This is a genomic window from Azospirillum sp. TSH58 (assembly GCF_003119115.1).
GTDB lineage: Bacteria > Pseudomonadota > Alphaproteobacteria > Azospirillales > Azospirillaceae > Azospirillum.
The window spans coordinates 435001-455529 of record NZ_CP022363.1 but is presented as its reverse complement, the minus strand read 5'-3'; the positions used below and the strand labels follow the sequence as shown (position 1 = coordinate 455529).

The 20529-nt window shown below is 70.2% G+C and carries 18 protein-coding genes (1 of these 18 only partly in view); 5 read left to right on the top strand and 13 right to left on the bottom strand.

Annotation, left to right across the window (positions count from 1 at the left end; all coding sequences use genetic code 11):
• Nucleotides 1-84: 84 nt before the first annotated feature.
• From TSH58p_RS01915 to TSH58p_RS01895, 5 genes are all read right to left on the bottom strand, one after another.
• Entirely contained in the window at nucleotides 85-1281 is a 1197-nt protein-coding gene (locus tag TSH58p_RS01915) for an ATP-dependent RecD-like DNA helicase (RefSeq protein ID WP_109068806.1), read from the bottom strand.
• Between the two features lie 65 nt (nucleotides 1282-1346).
• A complete protein-coding gene (locus TSH58p_RS01910; RefSeq protein WP_109068807.1) occupies nucleotides 1347-2540 on the bottom strand; it encodes an MFS transporter in 1194 nt (397 codons plus the stop codon).
• Nucleotides 2541-2553: 13 nt separating this feature from the next.
• A complete protein-coding gene (locus tag TSH58p_RS01905) occupies nucleotides 2554-3363 on the bottom strand; it encodes an amino acid ABC transporter ATP-binding protein (protein ID WP_109068808.1) in 810 nt (269 codons plus the stop codon).
• 4 nt (nucleotides 3364-3367) lie between these two features.
• Complete coding sequence (locus tag TSH58p_RS01900; RefSeq protein WP_109068809.1) at nucleotides 3368-4030, bottom strand: amino acid ABC transporter permease; 663 nt, start codon at nucleotides 4028-4030, stop codon at nucleotides 3368-3370.
• 31 nt (nucleotides 4031-4061) lie between these two features.
• Entirely contained in the window at nucleotides 4062-4850 is a 789-nt protein-coding gene (locus tag TSH58p_RS01895; protein WP_109068810.1) for a glutamine ABC transporter substrate-binding protein, read from the bottom strand.
• 286 nt (nucleotides 4851-5136) lie between these two features.
• Here TSH58p_RS01895 and hutG point away from each other — a divergent pair, with 286 nt between their 5' ends.
• Genes hutG through TSH58p_RS01875 form a run of 3 tightly spaced genes read left to right on the top strand, consistent with a single transcriptional unit; the run spans nucleotide 5137 to nucleotide 8140 of the window.
• The gene (gene hutG, locus TSH58p_RS01885; RefSeq protein WP_109068812.1) at nucleotides 5137-5937 is read left to right on the top strand and encodes an N-formylglutamate deformylase; all 801 of its coding nucleotides are present in this window, start codon (nucleotides 5137-5139) and stop codon (nucleotides 5935-5937) included.
• A gap of 29 nt (nucleotides 5938-5966) precedes the next feature.
• On the top strand, nucleotides 5967-7355 hold the full coding sequence (locus tag TSH58p_RS01880) for a formimidoylglutamate deiminase (RefSeq protein ID WP_199230058.1): 1389 nt from the start codon (nucleotides 5967-5969) through the stop codon (nucleotides 7353-7355).
• Nucleotides 7352-8140: an IclR family transcriptional regulator gene (locus tag TSH58p_RS01875; RefSeq protein ID WP_109068814.1), complete on the top strand. Its 789-nt coding sequence runs from the start codon at nucleotides 7352-7354 to the stop codon at nucleotides 8138-8140. Before TSH58p_RS01880 ends, TSH58p_RS01875 begins: the two co-directional genes overlap by 4 nt.
• Before the next feature lie 16 nt (nucleotides 8141-8156).
• On the opposite strand, the gene TSH58p_RS01870 is transcribed toward TSH58p_RS01875, so the two are convergent.
• On the bottom strand, nucleotides 8157-9335 hold the full coding sequence (locus TSH58p_RS01870; protein ID WP_109068815.1) for a pyridoxal phosphate-dependent aminotransferase: 1179 nt from the start codon (nucleotides 9333-9335) through the stop codon (nucleotides 8157-8159).
• A gap of 282 nt (nucleotides 9336-9617) precedes the next feature.
• Between TSH58p_RS01870 and TSH58p_RS01865 the strand changes: the two genes are divergently transcribed.
• Nucleotides 9618-11111, top strand: coding sequence for an acetyl-CoA hydrolase/transferase family protein (locus TSH58p_RS01865; protein ID WP_109068816.1), 1494 nt, complete (start codon nucleotides 9618-9620; stop codon nucleotides 11109-11111).
• Between the two features lie 72 nt (nucleotides 11112-11183).
• On the opposite strand, the gene TSH58p_RS01860 is transcribed toward TSH58p_RS01865, so the two are convergent.
• From TSH58p_RS01860 to TSH58p_RS01830, 7 genes are all read right to left on the bottom strand, one after another.
• The gene (locus tag TSH58p_RS01860; protein WP_109068817.1) at nucleotides 11184-11537 is read right to left on the bottom strand and encodes a hypothetical protein; all 354 of its coding nucleotides are present in this window, start codon (nucleotides 11535-11537) and stop codon (nucleotides 11184-11186) included.
• Nucleotides 11538-11652: 115 nt separating this feature from the next.
• Nucleotides 11653-13356 (bottom strand): methyl-accepting chemotaxis protein, encoded by a 1704-nt coding sequence (locus TSH58p_RS01855; protein WP_109068818.1) that lies wholly within the window; start codon nucleotides 13354-13356, stop codon nucleotides 11653-11655.
• A gap of 120 nt (nucleotides 13357-13476) precedes the next feature.
• Nucleotides 13477-15006, bottom strand: coding sequence for an AMP-binding protein (locus tag TSH58p_RS01850; RefSeq protein ID WP_109068819.1), 1530 nt, complete (start codon nucleotides 15004-15006; stop codon nucleotides 13477-13479).
• Between the two features lie 54 nt (nucleotides 15007-15060).
• Nucleotides 15061-16827 carry an ABC transporter permease subunit gene (locus tag TSH58p_RS01845; protein ID WP_109068820.1) on the bottom strand — a complete coding sequence of 589 codons (1767 nt, stop codon included), beginning with the start codon at nucleotides 16825-16827 and terminating at the stop codon, nucleotides 15061-15063.
• Entirely contained in the window at nucleotides 16824-17927 is a 1104-nt protein-coding gene (locus TSH58p_RS01840) for an ABC transporter ATP-binding protein (protein WP_109068821.1), read from the bottom strand. Before TSH58p_RS01840 ends, TSH58p_RS01845 begins: the two co-directional genes overlap by 4 nt.
• A gap of 30 nt (nucleotides 17928-17957) precedes the next feature.
• Nucleotides 17958-19031: a polyamine ABC transporter substrate-binding protein gene (locus TSH58p_RS01835; protein ID WP_109068822.1), complete on the bottom strand. Its 1074-nt coding sequence runs from the start codon at nucleotides 19029-19031 to the stop codon at nucleotides 17958-17960.
• A 109-nt stretch (nucleotides 19032-19140) separates the two neighbouring features.
• Nucleotides 19141-19911 carry an enoyl-CoA hydratase/isomerase family protein gene (locus TSH58p_RS01830; protein WP_109068823.1) on the bottom strand — a complete coding sequence of 257 codons (771 nt, stop codon included), beginning with the start codon at nucleotides 19909-19911 and terminating at the stop codon, nucleotides 19141-19143.
• A gap of 166 nt (nucleotides 19912-20077) precedes the next feature.
• On the opposite strand from TSH58p_RS01830, the gene TSH58p_RS01825 reads away from it, so the two are divergent.
• A protein-coding gene (locus TSH58p_RS01825; protein WP_109068824.1) for an IclR family transcriptional regulator crosses the window boundary here: on the top strand, nucleotides 20078-20529 show its 5' portion. 430 nt of this gene lie beyond the right edge of the window; 452 of the gene's 882 nt are visible here — the first part of the coding sequence; the start codon lies at nucleotides 20078-20080; its stop codon lies off the right edge, out of view.

Here is a 20529-nt window from a genome sequence, read left to right as displayed (position 1 = left end):
CTTTGGCGCACCGGTCCCCCTCACCCTCCCCACGCCTACGGCGCGGGTCCCCTCCCTCTCCCCGGGGGGGAGAGGGCTGCACCATCACGCGTCGAGATCCGGCATCCGCCAGTTCCCGCCGAGATCGGCGTTGCGCAGCAGCAGGAACAGCTCGTCCTGCGAGCGGGTGACGGCGGTGTAGAGCCAGCGCCACTTGTGCTCGCGGAAGGCGGCGGAATCGTCGAGCACGGTGACGGAGGGGAACTCCGAGCCCTGGGCGGAATGGCAGGTGATCATCCAGGCCCAATCGAACTGCTGCACGTCGCGCTCCACCCGCGGCGCCTTGGTCTCGCCGCTGTAGTGGGCCTGGAACATCCAGGGATGGACCATCAGCTTGCCGCGGGGCCGCACCTCGTCCTCCATATGGACGCCGAGCGACCACAGCCCGTCCTGGCGGCCCCGCCCCTCGGCCGCCGGGCGGGTCAGCGTGCCGATCATGCCGTTGAACAGACCCTCCTCGCGGTCGTTGCGGCGGCAGATCACCCGCTCGCCGGCCTGGGGCATCACCGTGTCGAAGCCGTGGCGGGTGCGGATGCGCCGGGTGAAGTCGGTGCGCACGCGGTGGGTGCCGCAGATGGTCTGGGTGTCCACCCGCAGGGCCAGCGGCTCGGTCACCCGGTTCAGCGGCAGGACATGGGCGTTCCCGGCGGTGCCGAAGCGGCGCGGCAACTCCTGCCGGCGCAGCAGATGGGCGAGCCGGATCACCGGGCTTTCCCGCGCCGTGCGGTGCGGCTCGACCAGCCGGAAATCCGGCTCGCCCTGGGTCAGCGTGCCCTGGCCGGTCACCGGGGGGAGCTGGTAGTCGTCGGCGATCATCAGGATCTTCTTGCCGGAGCGCAGCAGGTCGCCCGCCACGTCGTCCCCGACCATCGAGCCCTCGTCGCAGACGATCAGGTCGGCCTCGGCGAACTTGCCCTCCGACTTGCGGGCGAAGAACAGCTCGCCGGTGTCGTCGTCCTGCCGCGGCGCGTAGATCAGCGAATGCAGCGTCGCCGCCCGGTCGATGCCCTTGCGGCGCAGCACCTGGGCGGCCTTGCCGGTGGGCGCCCCGACCACGAAATTCTCCAGGTTGCGGCGGTCCTGGAGATGGTCCAGCGCGAAGACGGTGGTCTTGGTCTTGCCGGTCCCGGCCTCCCCGGCCAGCCAGAACATCTGGGGGGCCGCGGGGTCGGCGTACCAGGCGTCGATGGCCTGGATCGCCCGGAACTGCTCGTCGGTCGGGGTGTCGGAGGTGCTGGGCATGGAGCGTGGGGGAGGGGGCTGCCGGGCGGGCCACAATAGCCCGCCCGGCAGCCCCCGGCCAAGCCCTACGGCTCCGCCCGGAAGGGACCGCTGATGAGACGGCGCAGGCCGGCGAACAGGGTCAGCCCGCCCGACACCACCCCGACATAGACGAACAGCGCGTCGTGCCCGAACCATTCCATGGCCGCCGTCGCCAGCAGCGGGCCGAGGGCGGCGCCCAACGCCCAGGCGAGCAGCAGTGCGCTGGCCAGCGGCACGGTCTCCTCCACCGCCACATGGTCGTTGGCGTGGGCCACGCAGATCGCGTAGAGCGACAGGGCGGCGCTGCCCCACAGGGTGAACAGGCCGAGCAGGACGGTCTGCGGCGCCGCCCCGCCGGGCGGGTTGGCGAAGGCGGCGATCAGGAAGGCGGCGACCGTCGCCACGGCGGACACCGCGAAGATCACCAGCCGCCGGTCGTGCCGGTCGGAAAACCGCCCGATCGGCCATTGCAGAACCACGCTGCCCACCTGGATGCCCGACATGATCAGCGCGACCCCCGCGGCGGGCAGGGCCAGCCCGGCGAGCCAGGCCGGACCGATGCCGGTGACCGCGGTGTTGCACAGCCCGACCATCAGGCAGCCGGCGAAGGCCACCGGCGCCCGCCGCACATACTGCCAGGGCGACGGCGTCGGTCCCTTCGGCGCGGCGCTGGCCGGCGGGCGGATCACCGCAACCGGCACCAGCGACAGGCCGTAGCAGCCGGCCGCCAGGACGGTCAGCCACAGGGCCGACAGGTCCGGGCTGGCGAGCAGCATCTGGCCGCCGATCACCGCCACCTTGCAGGCGATCATGTAGAGGGAGAAGACGCTGCCCCGCGATCCCGGCGGCGACAGGCCGGCCAGCCCGCTTTCCGCGACGGTGAGCATCCCGACATAGGACACCCCCATCAGCATTCTGAGCCCCACCCAGGCCCGCGCGTCGGGCAGCAGGTTGAGCAGCAGCGTGGCGGCGGCGGCGAGCAGCCCGAAGGCGGCGAAGGACCACACCCCGCCCACCCGGCGGATCATCCAGGGCGCCGCCCAGCAGCCCAGCACGAAGCCGACCGAATAGGCCGAGGCCACCGCCCCGACGACCAGCGGCGGGGCCGCCGCCTCGGCGAGGCGGAGCGGCAGCAGGATCTGCAGGATGCCGTTGGCGACCTGGATGACGCAGACGCCGAGGATCAGCGCGGCCAGCACCGTGAGCGGCGAGGCGGGCGCCCGATGGGTGCGGGGCAAGATGGACGAAGCGTCAGTGGTTGCCGGGCAGGGCGTCCAGCGGGTCGTCCGCCGCCGGCTGCGGGCGGGCGCCGGCGAGATGACCGTCCACCAGCGCGCGCAGGAAGCCGCGGGTGCGCTCCTGCGTCGGGTTGGTGAAGATCTGCTCCGGCGGGCCGGACTCGACGATGCGCCCGTCGGCCATCACGACCACGGTGTCGGCGACCTCGCGGGCGAAGCCCATCTCGTGGGTCACCACCATCATGGTCATGCCCTCCTCGGCCAGCGTCTTCATGACCTGGAGCACCTCGCCGACCAGCTCGGGGTCGAGCGCGGAGGTCGGCTCGTCGAACAGCATCACCTTCGGCTTCATGGCGAGCGCGCGGGCGATGGCGGCGCGCTGCTTCTGCCCGCCCGACAGGGTGGACGGATAGACGTCGGCCTTGTCGCCCAGCCCCACCTTGCGCAGCAGCTCCATCGCCAGCTCCCGCGCCTCGGCCTTCGCCACGCCGCGCACCACGACGGGGGCGCGCATGACGTTCTCCACCGTGGTCATGTGCGGGAACAGGTTGAAGGACTGGAAGACCATGCCGGTCTCGGCGCGCAGGGCGTTCAGCTCCTTGTCGGGCAGCGGCTTGCCGTCGGCGATGATGGTGCGGTGGTTGATGCGGATCTCGCCGCGGTCGGCGACCTCCAGGCAGTTGCAGCAGCGCAGCAGCGTGCTCTTGCCCGAGCCGGACGGGCCGATGACCACGGTGGTGCGCGACGGCGGCACGGTCAGGCTGACGTCCTTCAGCACCTCGGTGCTGCCGAAGCTCTTGTAGACGTTGCGGATCTCGATCACCGGCTTACCCTCTTTCCACGGTCATGCGCTTCTCGATCTGGCGCAGGATCCAGGTGGCCGCGTTGGTCAGGATGAAATAGATCAGCGCCACGGCGATGTAGACCTCCAGCGCGCGGAAGCTGGTGGAGATGATCCGCTGCCCCTCGCGCATCACGTCGTCGATGGTCAGCAGCGACACCAGCGCCGAGTTCTTGATCAGCGCGATGGTCTCATTGCCCAGCGGCGGCAGCATGCGGCGGAAGGCCTGCGGCAGGACCACCTCCCACATCGCCTCGCGGTAGGACATGCCGAGCGAGCGGGCGGCCTCCATCTGGCCGCGGTCGATCGACTGGATGGCGCCGCGCACCACCTCCGACACGTAGGAGCCGCTGTAGATGCCGAGCCCGATCACGCCGCACAGCCACGCCGGCAGCAGGATGCCGAACTGCGGCAGGCCGAAGAACAGCAGGAACAGCTGCACCAGCAGCGGCGTGCCGCGGATGAAGGCGACATAGGCCGACGCGATGCCGTACAGCACGCGCCGCGCCGGGTTGAGCCGGATGATGCCGACGAGCAGGCCAAGCACGGCGCTGAGCAGGAAGGCCGCCGCGGTCACCTCGATGGTAACCACGGTGCCCTTCAGCAGCTCCGGCAACCCTCCCCAGACGGGGGCGAAGTCGAGCGTCACGGGAGGGGTCCTCCGTTCACGAAAGAATCGATCACTTCTTGGCTTCGAACCACTTGTCGATGAGCTTCTGGTAGGTGCCGTCGGCCTTCAGCTTGGCGATGGCGGCGTTCACCTTGGTCACCAGCTCGGTGTTCTCCTTGCGCATGGCGAAGCCGTAATCCTCGGTGGTGAGCTGGTCGTCCAGCACCTTCACGGTCGGATGCGTCTGGGCGTAGAGCTTGGCGGCGGGCTTGCCGGTCACCGCGACGTCGGTGCGGCCGGTCTCGACCTGCCCGAACATCTCGGCGTTGGTCTCGACCTCGACGATCTTCGTCTTCGGGAAATGTTCCTTCAGATGGACGACCGACTTGGTGCCGATCTGCACGGCGGCGGTCTTGCCCTCGAGGTCGGCCGGGCCCTTCACGGCGGCGTTGTTGGCCTTGACCATGATGACGAGGCCGCCCGGATAGTAGGTGTCGGAGAAGGCGACGACCTTGCGGCGCTCCTCGGTGATGTACATGGCCGAGGCGATCATGTCGAAGCGGTTGGCCATCAGGCCGGGGATCAGGCCCTTGAAGTCGATGTCCACCCACTCGACGCCCTTGGTGGCGCCCAGCTCCTTGGCGATGGCCTCGACCAGCTCGATGTCGAAGCCGGTCTTCTTGCCGTCCTGCGAGAACTCGAAGGGCGCGAAGGTGGCGTCCACGCCGACGCGGAAGGTGCCGTTCTGCTTGATCGAGGCGATCACCGCGTCCTGGGCGCGCGCCGGGACGGACCCGGCGCCGACCACCGTGACAACCGCGACGGCGGCGGCGGCGAGAAACTTACCAAAGGACTTCATGGGTCGAAATTTCCCTGTTCGTTGCGCCTGCGTTGCCAGTCTCGGACGCCGGGGAACCCCCTTGCGCAGCGAGCGGCTTGGCAGCGCCGTGTTTTGCCTATAAAACATATGTTGCCCAGGGAAAACAGTCGCGTCAACGCCGTTTGTCATACTGGAGCATGACGGACGCCTTATGGCAACGCCGGTATTGCGGCTGTGTACCGCGACCGCCGCCGGGGCCGGGGGCGCCACAACAGGGACGCAAAAAGTTTTGCTGACAAAACACATGTCGCAGGGGAGAGAGGATATGGACGTCTTCGGGTTTCGCGCCGCGCGCCGTCCGGTGCTGGTCAGCCTGCCCCATGTCGGCACCGCGCTGCCGGACGGATTCATCGGCCGGCTGGTGCCGGAGGCGCAGGGGCTGCCCGACACCGACTGGCACCTGCCGCGGCTCTACGACTTCCTGGAGGATCTCGGAGTCGGGGTGATCCAGGCGCGCTTCTCGCGCTACATCGTCGACCTGAACCGCCCCAGCAACGACACGCCGCTCTACAGCGGCGCCACCACGGGCCTGTGCCCGACCACCCTGTTCGACGGGGCGCCGCTGTACCGGCCGGGCGCGGAACCGGACGCGGCGGAGGTGGCGGAGCGGGTCACCCGCTACTGGGCGCCCTACCACGACGCCATCACCGCGGAGATGACCCGGCTGCGCGACGAGTTCGGGCGGGCGGTGCTGTTCGACGCCCATTCCATCCGCTCCGTCGTGCCGCGGCTGTTCGAGGGGCGGCTGCCGGACCTGAACATCGGCACCAACGACGGGCGCAGCGCCGATCCCGTGCTGAGCGACCGGCTGGTCGCGGTCGGCGCGGACGCCGGGGCCGACGGCTTCACCCATGTCCTCAACGGGCGCTTCAAGGGCGGCCACATCACCCGCCATTTCGGCCGCCCGTCCGAGGGCTGGCACGCCGTGCAGCTCGAGATGGCGCAGGTGACCTACATGGAGGAGGATGCGCCCTTCGCCTTCGACGAGGCGCGCGCCGCGCGGATTCGCCCGCTTCTGCGGCGCTTCGTCGGGGCGATGGCCGATTGGGCTGAGGAACAGGCGTGATGGGGGCGGCGATGGACGGCATGGACGGCATGAACGGGCTTTTCTGCGAACGGGCGCTGCTGCCCGACGGCTGGGCCTCGAACGTGGCGCTGCGCTTCGACGCGCGGGGGACGCTGACGGCTGTGGAGCGGGACGCGGAGGCGAACGGCCTCCCGCAGGCCGCCGGGCCGGTGATTCCCGGCATGCCCAACCTGCACAGCCACGCCTTCCAGCGCGCCATGGCCGGGCTGACCGAATACGCCGGCGCGTCGGAGGACAGCTTCTGGACGTGGCGCGACGCCATGTACGGCTTCGTCCGCCGCATGACGCCGGAGGCGGCGGAGGCCGTCGCGGCGCTGCTCTACATGGAGATGGCGAAGCAGGGCTACACGGCGGTGGCGGAGTTCCACTACCTGCACCACGACACCGACGGGCGCCCCTACGCCGACCGGGCGGAGATGTCGCGCCGCATCCTGGCCGCCGCCGACACGGCGGGGATCGGGCTGACCCATCTGCCGGTGCTCTACGCCCACAGCGGGTTCGGCGGCAAGCCGCCGTCCGACGGGCAGAAGCGCTTCATCAACGACGTGGACGGGCTGCTGTCCATCGTCGCCGCCATGCAGACGGCGATGGGGACGGAACGGGCGGGCCGCCGCGCCGGCCTCGCCCTGCATTCGCTGCGCGCGGTGACGCCGGAGGAGATGCGCGACGCGCTGGCCGGCCTCGACGCGCTCGACCCCGGCGCGCCCATCCACATCCACATCGCCGAGCAGACGGCGGAGGTGGACGACTGCGTCGCCTGGAGCGGCAAGCGCCCGGTGGAGTGGCTGCTGGAGAACGCCCCGGTCGGGCCGCGCTGGTGCCTCGTCCACGCCACGCACGTGACTCCGGCGGAGGTGGACGGCATGGCGGCGAGCGGGGCCGTGGCCGGCCTCTGCCTGACGACCGAGGCCAATCTGGGCGACGGGCTGTTCCCCGCCATCCCCTTCCTGGCGCAGGGCGGACGCTTCGGCGTCGGATCGGACAGCCACATCAGCGTGTCCGCGGCGGAGGAGCTGCGGCTTCTGGAATACGGCCAGCGGCTGGTGCAGCGGCGGCGCAACGTGCTGCGCATCGGGGATTGCCCGTCCATCGGCGGCGGCCTCTACCGGGCGGCGGTGGCCGGCGGCGCGCAGGCGCTGGGCCAGCCGGTGACCGGCGGCGGTATTCAGGTGGGCCAGCCCGCCGACCTCGTCGTGCTTGACGCCGACAACCCGAAACTGCTTTCTCGCACCGACGACAGCCTTCTGGACGCCTATGTCTTCGCCAGCGACGGGCACGCCGTGCGCGACGTGGTCGCGGCGGGGCGGACCGTGGTGCGCGAGGGCCGCCACGTCCGGGAGGACGCCATCCGGGCCGCCTACCGGCGCGCCATCGAGGGGTTGCGCCGGGACACATGAGCGAGACCGATCCGAACACCTACATCGCCCCGGCGCTGCAGCGCGGGCTGGCCATCCTGGAGCTGTTCACGCCGCAGCGCCGGACCCTGTCCCTGACCGACATCGCCAAGGCGCTGGGGATCGGACGGGCCTCGGCCTACCGGCTGGTCTTCACGCTGGAGCATCTCGGCTACATCGGGCGGGCGGGGGACGGCAAGTCCTACCGCCTGGCGCCGCGGTCGATGCAGCTCGGCTACCATTACCTGTCGGGGCTGGACGGGATCGAGGTGGCGATCCCCTACATCGACGGGCTGCGCGACAGCACGCAGATCTCCGCCCACATGGCGGTGCGCGACGGGACGGAGATCGTCTACGTCTACCGCGCCCATTCGCACATGACGCTGTCCAGCAACATCGCGGTCGGCTACCGCCTGCCGGCCCATGCCACCGCGATGGGGCGGATGCTGCTGAGCGGCCTCACCGACGAGGCCATCGCGCAGCTCTACACCGGCGTGCGGCTGGACCGCTACAGCGACACCACGGCGGTCACGCTGACCTCGCTGATCCAGGAGGTGGCGGAGGACCGCAAGCGCGGCTGGACGATGAACCGCTCCTCCTTCGTGTCGGGGATCGTCGCCATCGCGGCGGCCATCCGCGACCACCGGGGCGAGGTCATCGCCGCGATCAACCTGTCCGGCCCCAGCGCCGTGATGGACCAGCCCGCCACGCTCGACCATCTGCGGACCAAGGTGGTGGAGACGGCGGACGCGATCTCGCACCAGCTCGGCTACCTGCCGCGCGGTTGAGCGTGGCGGGCTTGCGTCACGCCGCCGGCCCAAGCCCCGTCACGAAGGCGGCGATGCGGCGGCAGGCCTCCGCCAGTTCCGCCTCGCCGACCGCGAAGGACAGGCGGACGCAGCCCGCCGCCGCCGGGCCGAAGGCGCCGGCGTCGAGGACCGACACGCCGGTCTCGCGGAACAGCCGCCACGCGAACTCCATGGTCGGCAGGCCGGTGCCGCGCACGTCCACCAGCATGAACATGCCGGCCTCCGGCTTCAGGCAGCGCAGGCCGGGAACGGAGCCGAGCGCCGCCAGCGCGATGTCGCGGCGGCGGCGGTAGCCCTCGCGCATCGCCGCCACCGCCTCGTCGCCCTGCTCGACGGCGACCAGCGCGGCCTGCTGCACGAAGCCCGGCAGGCCGTAGAGCATGCACAGCGCCAGCGTGCCCATATGGGCGACCAGCGGCGCCGGGGCGACCACCCAGCCGGCGCGCCAGCCGGTCATGGCGTGCGACTTGGACAGGCTGTTGATGGTCACCGTGCGCTCCGCCATGCCGGGCAGGGTGGCGATGCTGATGTGCGGCCGGTCGAAGGTCAGGCTGGCGTAGACCTCGTCGGCGACCACCCACAGGTCGTGGCGGCGGGCGAGGTCGGCGACGGCCTCCAACTCCTCCGCCGACATGACGATGCCGGTGGGATTGGCGGGGGTCGCCAGGAAGATGGCGCGGGTGCGCGGGGTGACCGCGGCGGCCAGCGCCGCCGGGTCTAGCCGCAGCGTGGCGGCGTCGGGCGCCACCGGGACCAGCGTGGCGCCGGACGCGCGGACGCAGGCCTCGTAGGTCAGGTACATCGGCTCCGGCACCAGCACCTCGTCCCCCGCCTCGACGAGGCAGAGGGTGGCGTTGAACAGGCCGTTCTGCGCCCCGGCGCAGACGATGACGTTCTCTGGCTCGACCGGCAGGCCGGTGCGGCGGCCGACGTCGCGGGCCAGCGCGGCGCGCAGCTCCGGACGGCCGGGAATCGGGGTGTAGTGGGTGTCGCCGGCGTGCAGGGCGGCGATGGCGGCGTCGCGCACCGGGGCGGGCGTGTCGAAATCCGGGTCGCCGACGCTCAGCACGATCACGTCCTCCCCGCGCCCCTTGGCGGCCCAGGCGGCGAAATGGATGTCCCAGGCCGCGACGCGGTCGCCGCGGATGCGGTCGGTGAGGGACGAGAAACGCATCGGCGGAGGCTCCCTGACAGGCTCTTTCGTTGGCCGCGGCGCAGCCGCGGCGGCAAGACCCATCCATATGCCCCAGGGCGGTGCCGGGGCACAACCGGGCGTTTGAGGGGTGGCGGCGCAAGGCGGCCATTCATGCCCATTAGGACACCCTGATATGACCGACCGGCAATTGCAGCGCTGCGAAAGCCGGGCCTATGACGGATCCCAACAATAAAACGAGTGAATCGTCTGCCGAACAATTTCAACAGGCAACAAACGCCCGAGAACGTGCAAAGGATAACCATGTACCGCGACCGTATTCGCCTGAAGTCCCTGTGGGGGAAGGTGGTGACGCCGGAGGAGGCGGCCCTGCTGATCCGTGACGGCATGACCATCGGCATGAGCGGATTCACCCGCGCCGGGGACGCCAAGGCGGTTCCGCTGGCGCTGGCCGAACGCGCCGCGACGGAGCAGTTGAAGGTCACGCTGATGACCGGCGCCTCGCTCGGCAACGACGTCGACCGCATCCTGACGGAGGCCGGGGTTCTGGCCCGCCGCCTGCCGTTCCAGGCCGACCCGGTGCTGCGCAAGGCGATCAACCGCGGCGAGGTGATGTTCGTCGACCAGCACCTGTCGGAGACGGTGGAGCTTCTGCGCTCCCGCCAGATGGGGCCGGTGGACGTGGCGGTGATCGAGGCCTGCGCGATCACCGAGACGGGCGGGATCGTCCCCACCACCTCCATCGGCAACTCCGCGACCTTCGCCATCCTGGCGGAGAAGATCATCGTCGAGCTGAACCTGACCCAGCCGCTCGACCTGGAGGGGATGCACGACGTCTACATTCCGACGCGCCGCCCCTTCCGCGAACCGATCCCGGTGGTGACGGCGGAGAGCCGTGCCGGCCTGCCCTACATCCCCATCGACCCGTCGAAGATCGCGGCCATCGTGGTGACGCGCAAGCAGGACAGCAGCGCCACCATCCTGCTGCCGGACGCCGAGACGAGGGACATCGCCGGCCACCTGATCGAGTTCCTCGACTGCGAGGTGCGGCAGGGCCGGCTGGGCCGCTCGCTGAATCCGCTCCAGGCCGGGATCGGGACCATCGCCAACGCCGTGCTGCACGGCATGATCGACAGCCCGTTCCACGACCTGACCATGTACAGCGAGGTCCTGCAGGACAGCACCTTCGAGCTGTTCGACGCGGGCAAGCTGACCTTCGCCTCGGGCTCCTCCATCACGCTGAGCGCCGGGAAATACGCGGAGGTCCTGCCGAAGATCGGGAGCTACAAGGGCCGGCTGCTGCTGCGCCCGCAGGAAATCTCCAACCACCCCGAAGTCATCCGGCGGCTGGGCGTGATCGGCATCAACACGGCGCTGGAGTGCGACATCTACGGCAACGTGAACTCGACGCACGTCAACGGCACGCAGATGATGAACGGCATCGGCGGCTCCGGCGACTTCGCGCGCAACGCCCACCTCGCCATCTTCGTCACCAAGTCGCTGGCGAAGGACGGCCGGATCTCCAGCGTCGTGCCGATGGTCACCCACACCGACCACAACGAGCATGACGTGGACGTGCTGGTGACCGAGACCGGTCTGGCCGACCTGCGCGGCCTCGCCCCGCGCGAGCGGGCGGAGACGATCATCCGCAACTGCGTCCATCCCAGCTACCGCGAGCTGGCGCTGGACTATCACCGCCGGGCGCTCCAGCGCGGCGGCCACACCCCGCATCTGCTGGAGGAGGCCTTCTCCTGGCACCAGCGCTTCCAGCAGACGGGCAGCATGCAGCCGGCCTGAGGTCCCGATGCCCTCCCCCGCGCCGCGGGGGAGGGTCGGGTGGAGGCCGCCGCGAGGGCCTGTCGCGGCGGATCAGGGGCAGACGGCCTCGACGATCCGGCACACGTCCCCGGCGGTCCGCGGGGTGAAGCGGGCGAGCAGCCCGCCGCGCAGCTCGGGCACGACCAGCGACACCGGCTGTTCGGCGGGAACCGTCAGGACGTGGTCGAGGTCGCAGACGCTCACATAGTCCAGCCCGGCCAGGGCGACCAGAAGCGATTGCCGACCCCGCTCGTCGACGGCGTGGGCGATGGCCCGCCCGTTGGCCGCGGCGTAGGCGGCGGCCTGGTCCCGGGTGTAGCGGGACACCGGCAGCACCCGCAGCGACGGGTGGCTGCGCAGGACCGTGTCGATGAGGGCGTTGAGGCCGCTGGACAGGCTCGGCATGGGTTCCAAGGCTTCCGACTGTGGAGCGCCATCCTACCACGAATTCGGCCGTTGGGGGCGCCGCCCCCGCGCGACGCAAAAATGGTCACGCGGGGGGCACGCTCGTGCAAAGGTGTCAGCCGGCGCGGACCCGGGCGATGAAGCCCTGGATCTCGTCGCGCAGCAGGTCGGAATCGCGGGACAGGCTGTTCGCGGCGTCCAGCACCTCGGCGGCGGCCTCGCGCACGTCGGTGGCCGACTGGCTGACGCCGCCGATGTTGCCGGACACCAGCTGGGTGCCCTGGGCCGCCTGCTGGATGTTGCGGCCGATCTCGTGCGTGGCGGCGGTCTGCTCCTCCACGGCGGCGGCGATGGCGCTGGCGATGGCGTCCACGTCCGCGATGGTCCGGGCGATGTTGCGGATGGCCGTCACGGTGCCTTCGGTGATCGCCTGGATCTCGGTGATCTGGCTGGCGATCTCCTCGGTCGCCTGGGAGGTCTGGGTGGCCAGCGCCTTGACCTCGCCCGCGACGACGGCGAAGCCCTTGCCGGCCTCGCCCGCGCGCGCCGCCTCGATGGTGGCGTTCAGCGCCAGCAGGTTGGTCTGGGAGGCGATGTTCTGGATCAGGTTGACGACATCGCCGATCTTCTGGGCGGCGGTGGACAGCCGCTCGACCAGCGCGTTGGTCCGCTCCCCCTCGACCACCGCGTCGCGGGCGACCGTCGCGGCGCCGTTCACCTGACGGCCGATCTCGCCGATGGAGCTTCCGAGCTGTTCCGAGGCGGCGGCGACCGTCGCGACGTTGGCCGACGCCTGCTCCGTCGCGGCGGCGACCGAGGAGGCCTGTTCGGTCGTCGTCTCGGCGGCGCCGGTCATCGTCTGCGCGTTGCTCTGAAGCTGGCGGGCGGCCAGCGAGACCGCCTGGACCACGCCCTGCACGTTGGCGTCGAACTGGTCGGCCAGGGCCAGCATGGCGGCCCGGCGGTCGGCCTCCATCTGGCGCTTGTGCGCGTCGCTCTCCTCCTGGAGGCGGCGCATCTCCAGCCCGTTGTTTTTGAAGACCTGGAGCGCGCGGGCGAGCAGGCCGACCTCGTCCGAGCGCTCGGTGCCCTGGATGGCGACGGTCAGGTCGCCGGCCGCGATGGAGGTCATTTCCGACGTCAGGCGGTGCAGCGGACGCACGACGAAGAACAGCAGGATGGACCCCAGCAGGCCGAAGGCGAACAGCAGGCCGGCGCCCGCGACCGTGTAGAGCCGCGTCATGACCTGCTGGGACAGGGCGGTGGCGCGCTTTTCGGCCTCCCGCGTCTCGGCCATGCTCTGTTCCACCCGCTCGCCCAGCGCCGCGGTCAGCTTCTGCCGGACCGGGCGGCCGACGTCGATGGACACGCGGATGGCGCCGTCGGTGTCGAAGCCGCGGGCCAGCTGCACGGTCGTCTGGGCGACGCGCTCATACTCCCCGACGATCGACTTGATGGCCTGGATGCTCTCGCGCTCCGCCGGGTCGTCGTAGGCCTCGGCCAGCGTGTCGATGGCGGACAGGGCCTTGGCGATGTTGGCCGTGAGCTGCGCGTTGGCGGCGTCGATGGCCTCGCGGGAGGAGGCGACGATGGCGTTCGCCTCGGTGTCCATGGCGTCGCCCAGCGCCGACTGGACGGCGATCGCCGCGCCGAGCCGGTCGGCGACCACGTCCGTGATGCGGGCGGTCGACCGGGTCAGGTCGGAGATCGCGCTCCGGGCGGTCCAGACGAGGCTGGCGATGACGATCAGGAGGACGAGGACCGGAACGAGAATCTTGTGCAATAACTTGCGGTTCGAGAACCAGCGGTGCAGCGGCATGTCCAAGGCTTTCCAGTAAAACGGGCTCGATCGGCGGGACGGCAGGGGCGGCGCCGGGAGCCGGGTCCAAAAAAATTCCCCCGCAGCCTTGCGGCATGCGGGGGGAGGTGAGACGCGCCGTCAGCCGGCCAGCCGATCCCAGCAGCCGTCTAAGGCCGGGGACAGCTTGTGCTTCATGATGCGCTGGCTGGGGGTGCGCTCGAACTCCTCGACCACGGCGATGTAGCGCGGATTCTGGTAGGGGGCGAGCTGTTTTCCGAGCCAGCCGGAGAGCGACGGGATGTCCAGGGTCGCCCCGGCCTTCGGCTTCACGAACAGCTTGATGTCCTGCTCGCCCACGTCGGCGGCGACGCCGATGATCGCGCAGTCCTCGACGGAGGGGTGGGTGGCCGCGACATGCTCGACCTCCCAGGCCGAGACGTTCTCGCCCTTGCAGCGGACGCTGTCGGTCATCCGGCCGTGGAACAGCAGCGTGCCGCTTTCATCGAGCGAGCCGAGGTCGCCGGTGTGCAGGGCGCCGTCCTTGAGCGCGCGGGCCGTCGCCTCCGGGTTGCGGAAATAGCCGGCGAAGATGGCGCCGGGACGGTCGGTGCGGACGACGATCTCGCCGCGTTCGCCCTGCGGCACCGGCTGGCCCGCGCCGTCCAGCAGCTCGACGGTGAACCAGGGCATCGGGCGGCCGACCGCGCCGACCACGCCCTCGTCGTTGCAGGTGGTGATGCTCGACGCCTCGGTCATGCCGTAGCATTCGCGGATCTGCACGCCGAACCGCTCCTCGAAGGGCGTCCAGGTCTCCTTGGGGCAGCCGCCGCCCCAGGCGATGCGCACGGGATGGTCGCGGTCGCGCGGGGAGACCGGCTGCTTGAGCAGGATCTGCAGGATGCCGCCCAGATAATGGATGTGGGTCGCCCCATACTCCCGCACCTGATCCCAGAAGCGGCTGGCGCTGAAGCGGTCCACCATGGCGAGCGACACGCTGCGGATCAGCGGCATGACGATCATCTGGGCGCCGCCGATGTGGTACAGCGGCTCCCACACGAACAGCACGTCGCCGTCGCGGGCGGCGGAGACGCGGGCCACCGCCTCGCCGGCCAGCCGCATCATGCGGTGCGACACCAGCACGCCCTTGGGCCGCCCGGTGGTGCCGGAGGTGTACATGATGGCGAAGGTGTCGTCGGGGGCGGGCGGCGCCTCCTCGAAGGCGGCGTCGGACTCCAGCAGGGTTTCCAGCCGCAGCGCCGCCGCCGGGTCGCCCTGGACGATCAGCGGCGTGCCGGCGGGCACAGCGCCCGTCTCGGCGATCACCGGCAGGAACTCGGCCTCGGCGACGATGGCGCCGGGCTCCGAATGCTCCAGGATGTAGCGCAGGCCCTCGCCGCGCTGCTGCGCGTTGATCGGCACCCAGACCAGACCCGCCTTGGCGAGGCCGAACAGGGTGGAGAGCACCAGCGGGCTGTTGCGCAGCATCAGCGCCACGCGGTCGCCGGGCTTCAGCCCCAGCCGCCGCAGCTCCGCCGCCACGCCGTCGGACTGGCGGTCGAGCGTGGCGAAGCTCAGCGCCTCGCCGTTGAAGCGGGCGAACAGGCGGGCGCGTCCGGTCCGGGCCGCCTGCGTGAACAGGCGGACGAACCCTTCTTCGAAATCGGACATGATGCGTATCTCGAATGCGTTTGGTCGGTTGGTTACGGCCGAATGGGGGGCGGATCAGCGCGCCGGACGGCGCAGCCACTCCGCCATCAGCAGCAGGGCCATCACGATCGCGAAGACCACGACGGACACGGCGGCCAGCGTCGGGTTCAACTGGAGGATCATGTCGTCCCACATCTGCTTCGGAAGCGTGGTCTTGACGCCGCCGCTGACGAAGATCGCCACGGTCAGCTCGTCGAAGGAGGTGATGAAGGCGAAGAGGAACGCCGCCACCAGACCGCCGCGGATCAGCGGAACGGTGACCAGCATCAGCGTCTTGAAGCGGTTCGCTCCCAGCGTCGCCGCCGCCTGGTCCAGCCGCCAGTCGTGCCCCTTGACCACCGCGGAGATGGCGACGAAGGCGAAGGGCAGGGCCAGCACCGTGTGCCCGATGATGAGGCCGAGGTCGGTGGCGACCAGCCCGATCTGGGCGAACAGGTAGAACAGCCCGACCGCGATGACGATGCGCGGTACGATCATCGGCGCCAGGAAGAAGGCGAAGATCGCCCCCCGCCAGCGCGAGGAGGAGCGGGCGAGCGCCAGCGCGGCCAGACCGGCCACCAGCGTCGCCAGGATCGCCGTGGCGAAGGCCACCGCGAAGGAGCGGATGGTCGCCGACACCCACAGATCGGAGTTGAAGTAGACCCGGAACCACTCCAGCCCATAGCCCGGCGGCGGGAAGTCGAGGAAGGGCGAGGTGGTGAAGGCGATGGGAACCACGACCAGCGCCGGGGCGACCAGGAAGACGATCACCAGGGCGGAATAGAGCGGCAGCAGCCGGTCCATCATCCTCGGCCCCAGGACGCGCCCCACCGGACCGCCCAGCGCCGCCGACGCCTTGGCGAGCGCCGACAGGACCGTCATCCCGGCGCTGCGCAGGCGGCCCTGGCCGCCGCCGGCCCGTCCGGAGGTTTCCCCCGAGAGGGAGGACAGGCCGAACAGCCGGTCGTAGACCCAGCAGGTGACCAGGGCGGCGACCAGCATGAAGGTGGCCAGCGCGCCGGCGAAGGCCCAGTTCAGCATCTCCTGGATCTGGGTGATGATGAGCTGCGCCAGCATGGTCTGCTGCGGACCGCCGAGCAGCGCCGGCACGATGAAGAAGCCCAGCGAGGAGATGAAGGTGAGCAGCCCGGCCGCGGCCACGCCGGGCAAGGAGAGCTGGAAGTAGACGAGCCAGAAGGCGTTGGCCGGCGGCGCGCCCAGCGTTTCCGCCGCCTGGACCAGCCGGCGGTCGATGGTGGTCATCACCGGCAGCATGGTCAGCACGGCGAGCGGCAGCATGGCGTGGACCATGCCGGCCATCACGCCGAACTCGTTGTGCAGCAGCGGCAGGGTGGGCATCCCCGTGCCGGAGAGGATCTGGTTGATGACTCCGGTGCGCCCGAGGATGACCATCCAGGCGAAGGTCTTCACCAGATAGCTGGTCCAGAAGGGCACCATCACCGCCAGGATCGCCAGCCCGCGCTGCCGCTCCGGCAGCTGCGCCAGCCAGTAGGCCAGCGGATAGCCGAACAGGAGCGACAGCAGGGCGGTCAGCCCGGCGATGCGGAAGGTGCTCATCAGGACGCGGAAATAGACGTCCGTGGCGACGATGCGGGCGTAATGGTCGCCGGTCCAGGCCGAGGTCTCCAGGTCCTGGACGCTGAGGCCGAGCAGGCGCAGCACCGGGAACAGGAAGAAGATGGCGAGGAAGGCGAGGCCGGGGGCGGCCAGCCACAGCGGGCCGAAGCGCAGCCGCCGCCGTGCCGCGGCGAAGGCCCCGTCGTGCATGGTGGCGGCGCTCATGACACCAGCACCCCGGCGTCGGCGCGCCAGCGCACCGCGACCACCTCGCCCAGCCGCGGCGGAGCGGTGCCGCGGCGCAGCCGGACGGTGATCGTCTCCTCGCCGCCCAGCGACACCAGGACGCGGGTTTCGGACCCGGCATAGACGGTGTCCACCACCTCGCCCCGCACCTCGTTGTCGCCCTCGCCGTCGATGTCGAGCTGCTCGGGACGGACGACCAGGGCGCCGTCCTGGCTCTCCGGCGTGTCGGCGGACAGGCGGAAGCTGCCGTTGCCGGTGACCAGCATGGGCGTCCCGTTGCCGTCGCGCCGGACCGGCCCGCGGAAGATGTTCGACACGCCGATGAAGTCGGCGGCGAAGGCGGTCTTCGGGCGGGCGTAGATGTCGTGCGGGGTGCCGAGCTGCTCGATGCGCGCGTGGTTCATCAGGCAGATGCGGTCCGACATGGCCAGGGCTTCCTCCTGGTCATGGGTGACGTAGATGATCGTGGCGCCGGTCTCGCGGTGCAGGCGCTTGATCTCGTACTGCATGTGCTCGCGCAGCTTCTTGTCCAAGGCGCCCAGCGGTTCGTCCATCAGGATGACCGAGGGCTGGTAGACGAAGCAGCGCGCCAGGGCGACGCGCTGCTGCTGTCCGCCGGACAGCTCCTTGGGGAAGCGTGCGGCGAGATGGCCCAGATGGACCATCTCCAGCGCCTCCTTCACGCGCCGCGCCAGATCCGCCGGGGCGACGCCGCGCATGCGCAGGGGAAAGCCGATGTTCTCCGCCACCGTCAGGTGCGGGAACAGGGCGTAATGCTGGAAGACGAGGCCGATGTCCCGCTTGTGCACGGGGGTGCGGGTCTCGTCCTGCCCGTCGATCAGGATGCGCCCGCCGCTGGGCTCCACCAGCCCGCAGATCATCTGCAGAAGCGTGGTCTTGCCGGACCCCGACGGGCCGAGCAGCGTCAGGAACTCGCCCGCCGGAACCTCCAGGCGGGTGGGTTCCAGCGCGGTGATGGCGCCGTACCGTTTGGTCAGGCCGTCGACCAGCAGCTTCGGCGTGGCGGCGGCTCCGGCCTGGACCGGCGCTGTCCGCGCCTGTGCGAGCGGTGAGAGCATGGCGGCGGGTCTCCTTTCCGACAGGCGGGCTTAGCCGAGGATCCAGGCGTTGAAACGCTCGTTCATCTTCGACCGGTTGGCGCCCCACCAATCTTCCTTGGCGATGGTCATCACCTTCAGATTGTCTTCGAAGGTCGGCAGCGCCGGGGCGCGCTCCTTCGGGATGCTCTTGTAGGCGTCGAGGTTGGTCGGGCCGTAGGCCAGAACCTCGGTGAAGACGGCCTGACGGGTCGGGTCGGCGCAGAACTTGATGAACTGGCGGGCGGCGTCGGCGCGCGGGTTGCCGCGCGGGATGCCCCAGCCCTCGATCGAGTAGAGCCCCTGGTTCCAGTTGATCTTCACCGGGGCGCCGCCGTCGATCACCGCCTGGGCGCGGGCGTTCCACAGGGCGATCATGTCGACCTCGCCGCTCTGGATGAGCTGGCTGGACTGGGCGCCGCCGGTCCACCACACGGCGACGTGCGGCTTGATGCGGTCGAGCGCCTTGAAGGCCCGGTCGACGTCGAGCGGGTAGAGCTGGTCGAGCGGCACGCCGTCGGCCAGCAGCGCCTGCTCCAGCGTGTCGATCGGGTTCTTGCGCAGCGAGCGGCGGCCCGGGAACTTCTCGACGTTCCAGAAATCGGCCCAGCTCTGCGGCGCGTTGGCGGCGAACTTGTCGGCGCGGTAGCCGAGGATGGTCGAATAGACGTCGGTGCCCATCCAATGGCTGGTCAGCGACTCCGGCATCAGGCCGGGCGCGTCCGCGGCGGTGAAGTTCAGCGGCTCCAGCAGATTCTGCTTCATCAGGATGTCGCGGGCCGACAGGGTCAGCGTGCAGACGTCCCAGGTGTAGGATTTGGTCTCCACGATGGCCTTGAACTGGGCGGTCGGCTCCGCCTCGCGGGCGACGTTGACCACCTTGATGCCGGTGGCCTTCTCGAACGGATCGTAGAAGGCCTTGCGGAAGGCCGGGCTGTAGGGGCCGCCCGGATCGGCGACGGTGATCTGGGTGGCGGCGAAGGCCGGACGGAGCAGCCCGGCGGGCAGGGTGGCGCCCAGCGCGACGCCGGCGGCCCCCTTCATCAGGCTGCGGCGGTCCATGGAGAAGCCGGAGGTCTTGCTCATGTGAAACTCCCTGTTCTGCGGCCGGGGCGTCTCTTTTGCCCCGGTGGATGAGCGCCGCCGTGGCGGCGCGGGTGGGCGGATCGTTGCGCCCTTGGACTCGGTGTCTGCTTTACGCGCGCTTCGCGGCGCGCTTGGCGAGGAACTCCTCCATCATCCGGGCCGGTTCGCCGGAGGCGTAGGCCTCGCGCTGGATGCGCACGCCGGCGGCCAGCGCGTCGCGGAAGCCGGCCTCGGTCATCTCGCGGAAGCGCTGCTTGTCCAGACGCATGGCGACCGGCGGCTTGGCGGCCAGTTCCTCGGCCAGGGCCAGGGATTCGGCCATCACGCGGTCCTGCGGGACGATGCGGTTGATCAGGCCGATGCGGTGGCTCTCCTCGGCGTCCATCAGACGGCCCGACAGGGTCAGGTCGATAGTCCGGGCCAGACCGATCATCTCCTTCATGATCCACGGGCCGGTGGTGCTGGCGATGCCGGAGTTGATCTCCGGCTGGCCCATGCGCACCCCGGCATGGCCGATGCGGAAGTCGCCCAGCAGGGCCACCTGGAAGGCGGAGCCGGCGGCGACGCCGTTCAGCGCGACGATCAGCGGCTTCGACAGGGTGCGCATGCGGTGGTAGAGGCGCTCCCACTCCGCCACCCACTCCTCGGCGCGGTCGGCGTCGAAGGTCTTGGTCTCGTTCAGGTCCTGCCCGGCGCCGAAGGCGCGGTCGCCGGCCCCGGTCAGGATGATCGCGCGCACACCGTCCTGCTTCTCGAACTGGTCGAAGGCGACGACCAGCTCGTCGCGCATCGCGGCGTTCCAGGCGTTCAGGATCTCCGGGCGGTTCAGCGTGATGATGCCGACCGGGCCGCGGACCTCGGTGAGGATGAATTTGAACACGGGACCACTCCTGTAAGCGGGGCGTTTCGCGCGCCTTGCGGACGTTCCGGCGCCCGTCGGGGCGGCGCGTCGTATTGCAATACGATACTTGGTATTGAATAGCTTGGCTTGCTTTGCTAGACCTGTCAACGGTATCTCTCGCACACGAACCACAGGACCGAACGCCATGGCTCCGCGCCGTCCGTCTTCCCGACAGTCAGACACGGAATCCGCAACCGTCGACGTGGGCGCGTCGGTGAAGGAGGGCGCCGCCCGCGCCGGCGATCCCTTGATGGTGATGTCCGTGGAGAAGGCGTTCCGCGTGCTGAACGCGTTCGACGCGGCGCGCCCGACGATGAGCCTGACCCAGATCGCGTCCATCGTCGGGCTGGACAAGAGCGCGGCGCAGCGCTTCACCCACACGCTGGAAAAGCTGGGCTACCTGCACAAGGACCCGGAGACGAAGCGGTTCGAGCTGACGGTCAAGACGCTCGACCTCGGGCACCATTACCTGCGTGGCAACGGGCTGCTCGAGCGCTCGATGCCCTACCTGATGCATCTCAGCAAGACCACCGAGGAGACGATCAACCTCACCATGCTGGACGACACGGAGATCGTCTTCGTGTCGCGCTTCATGAG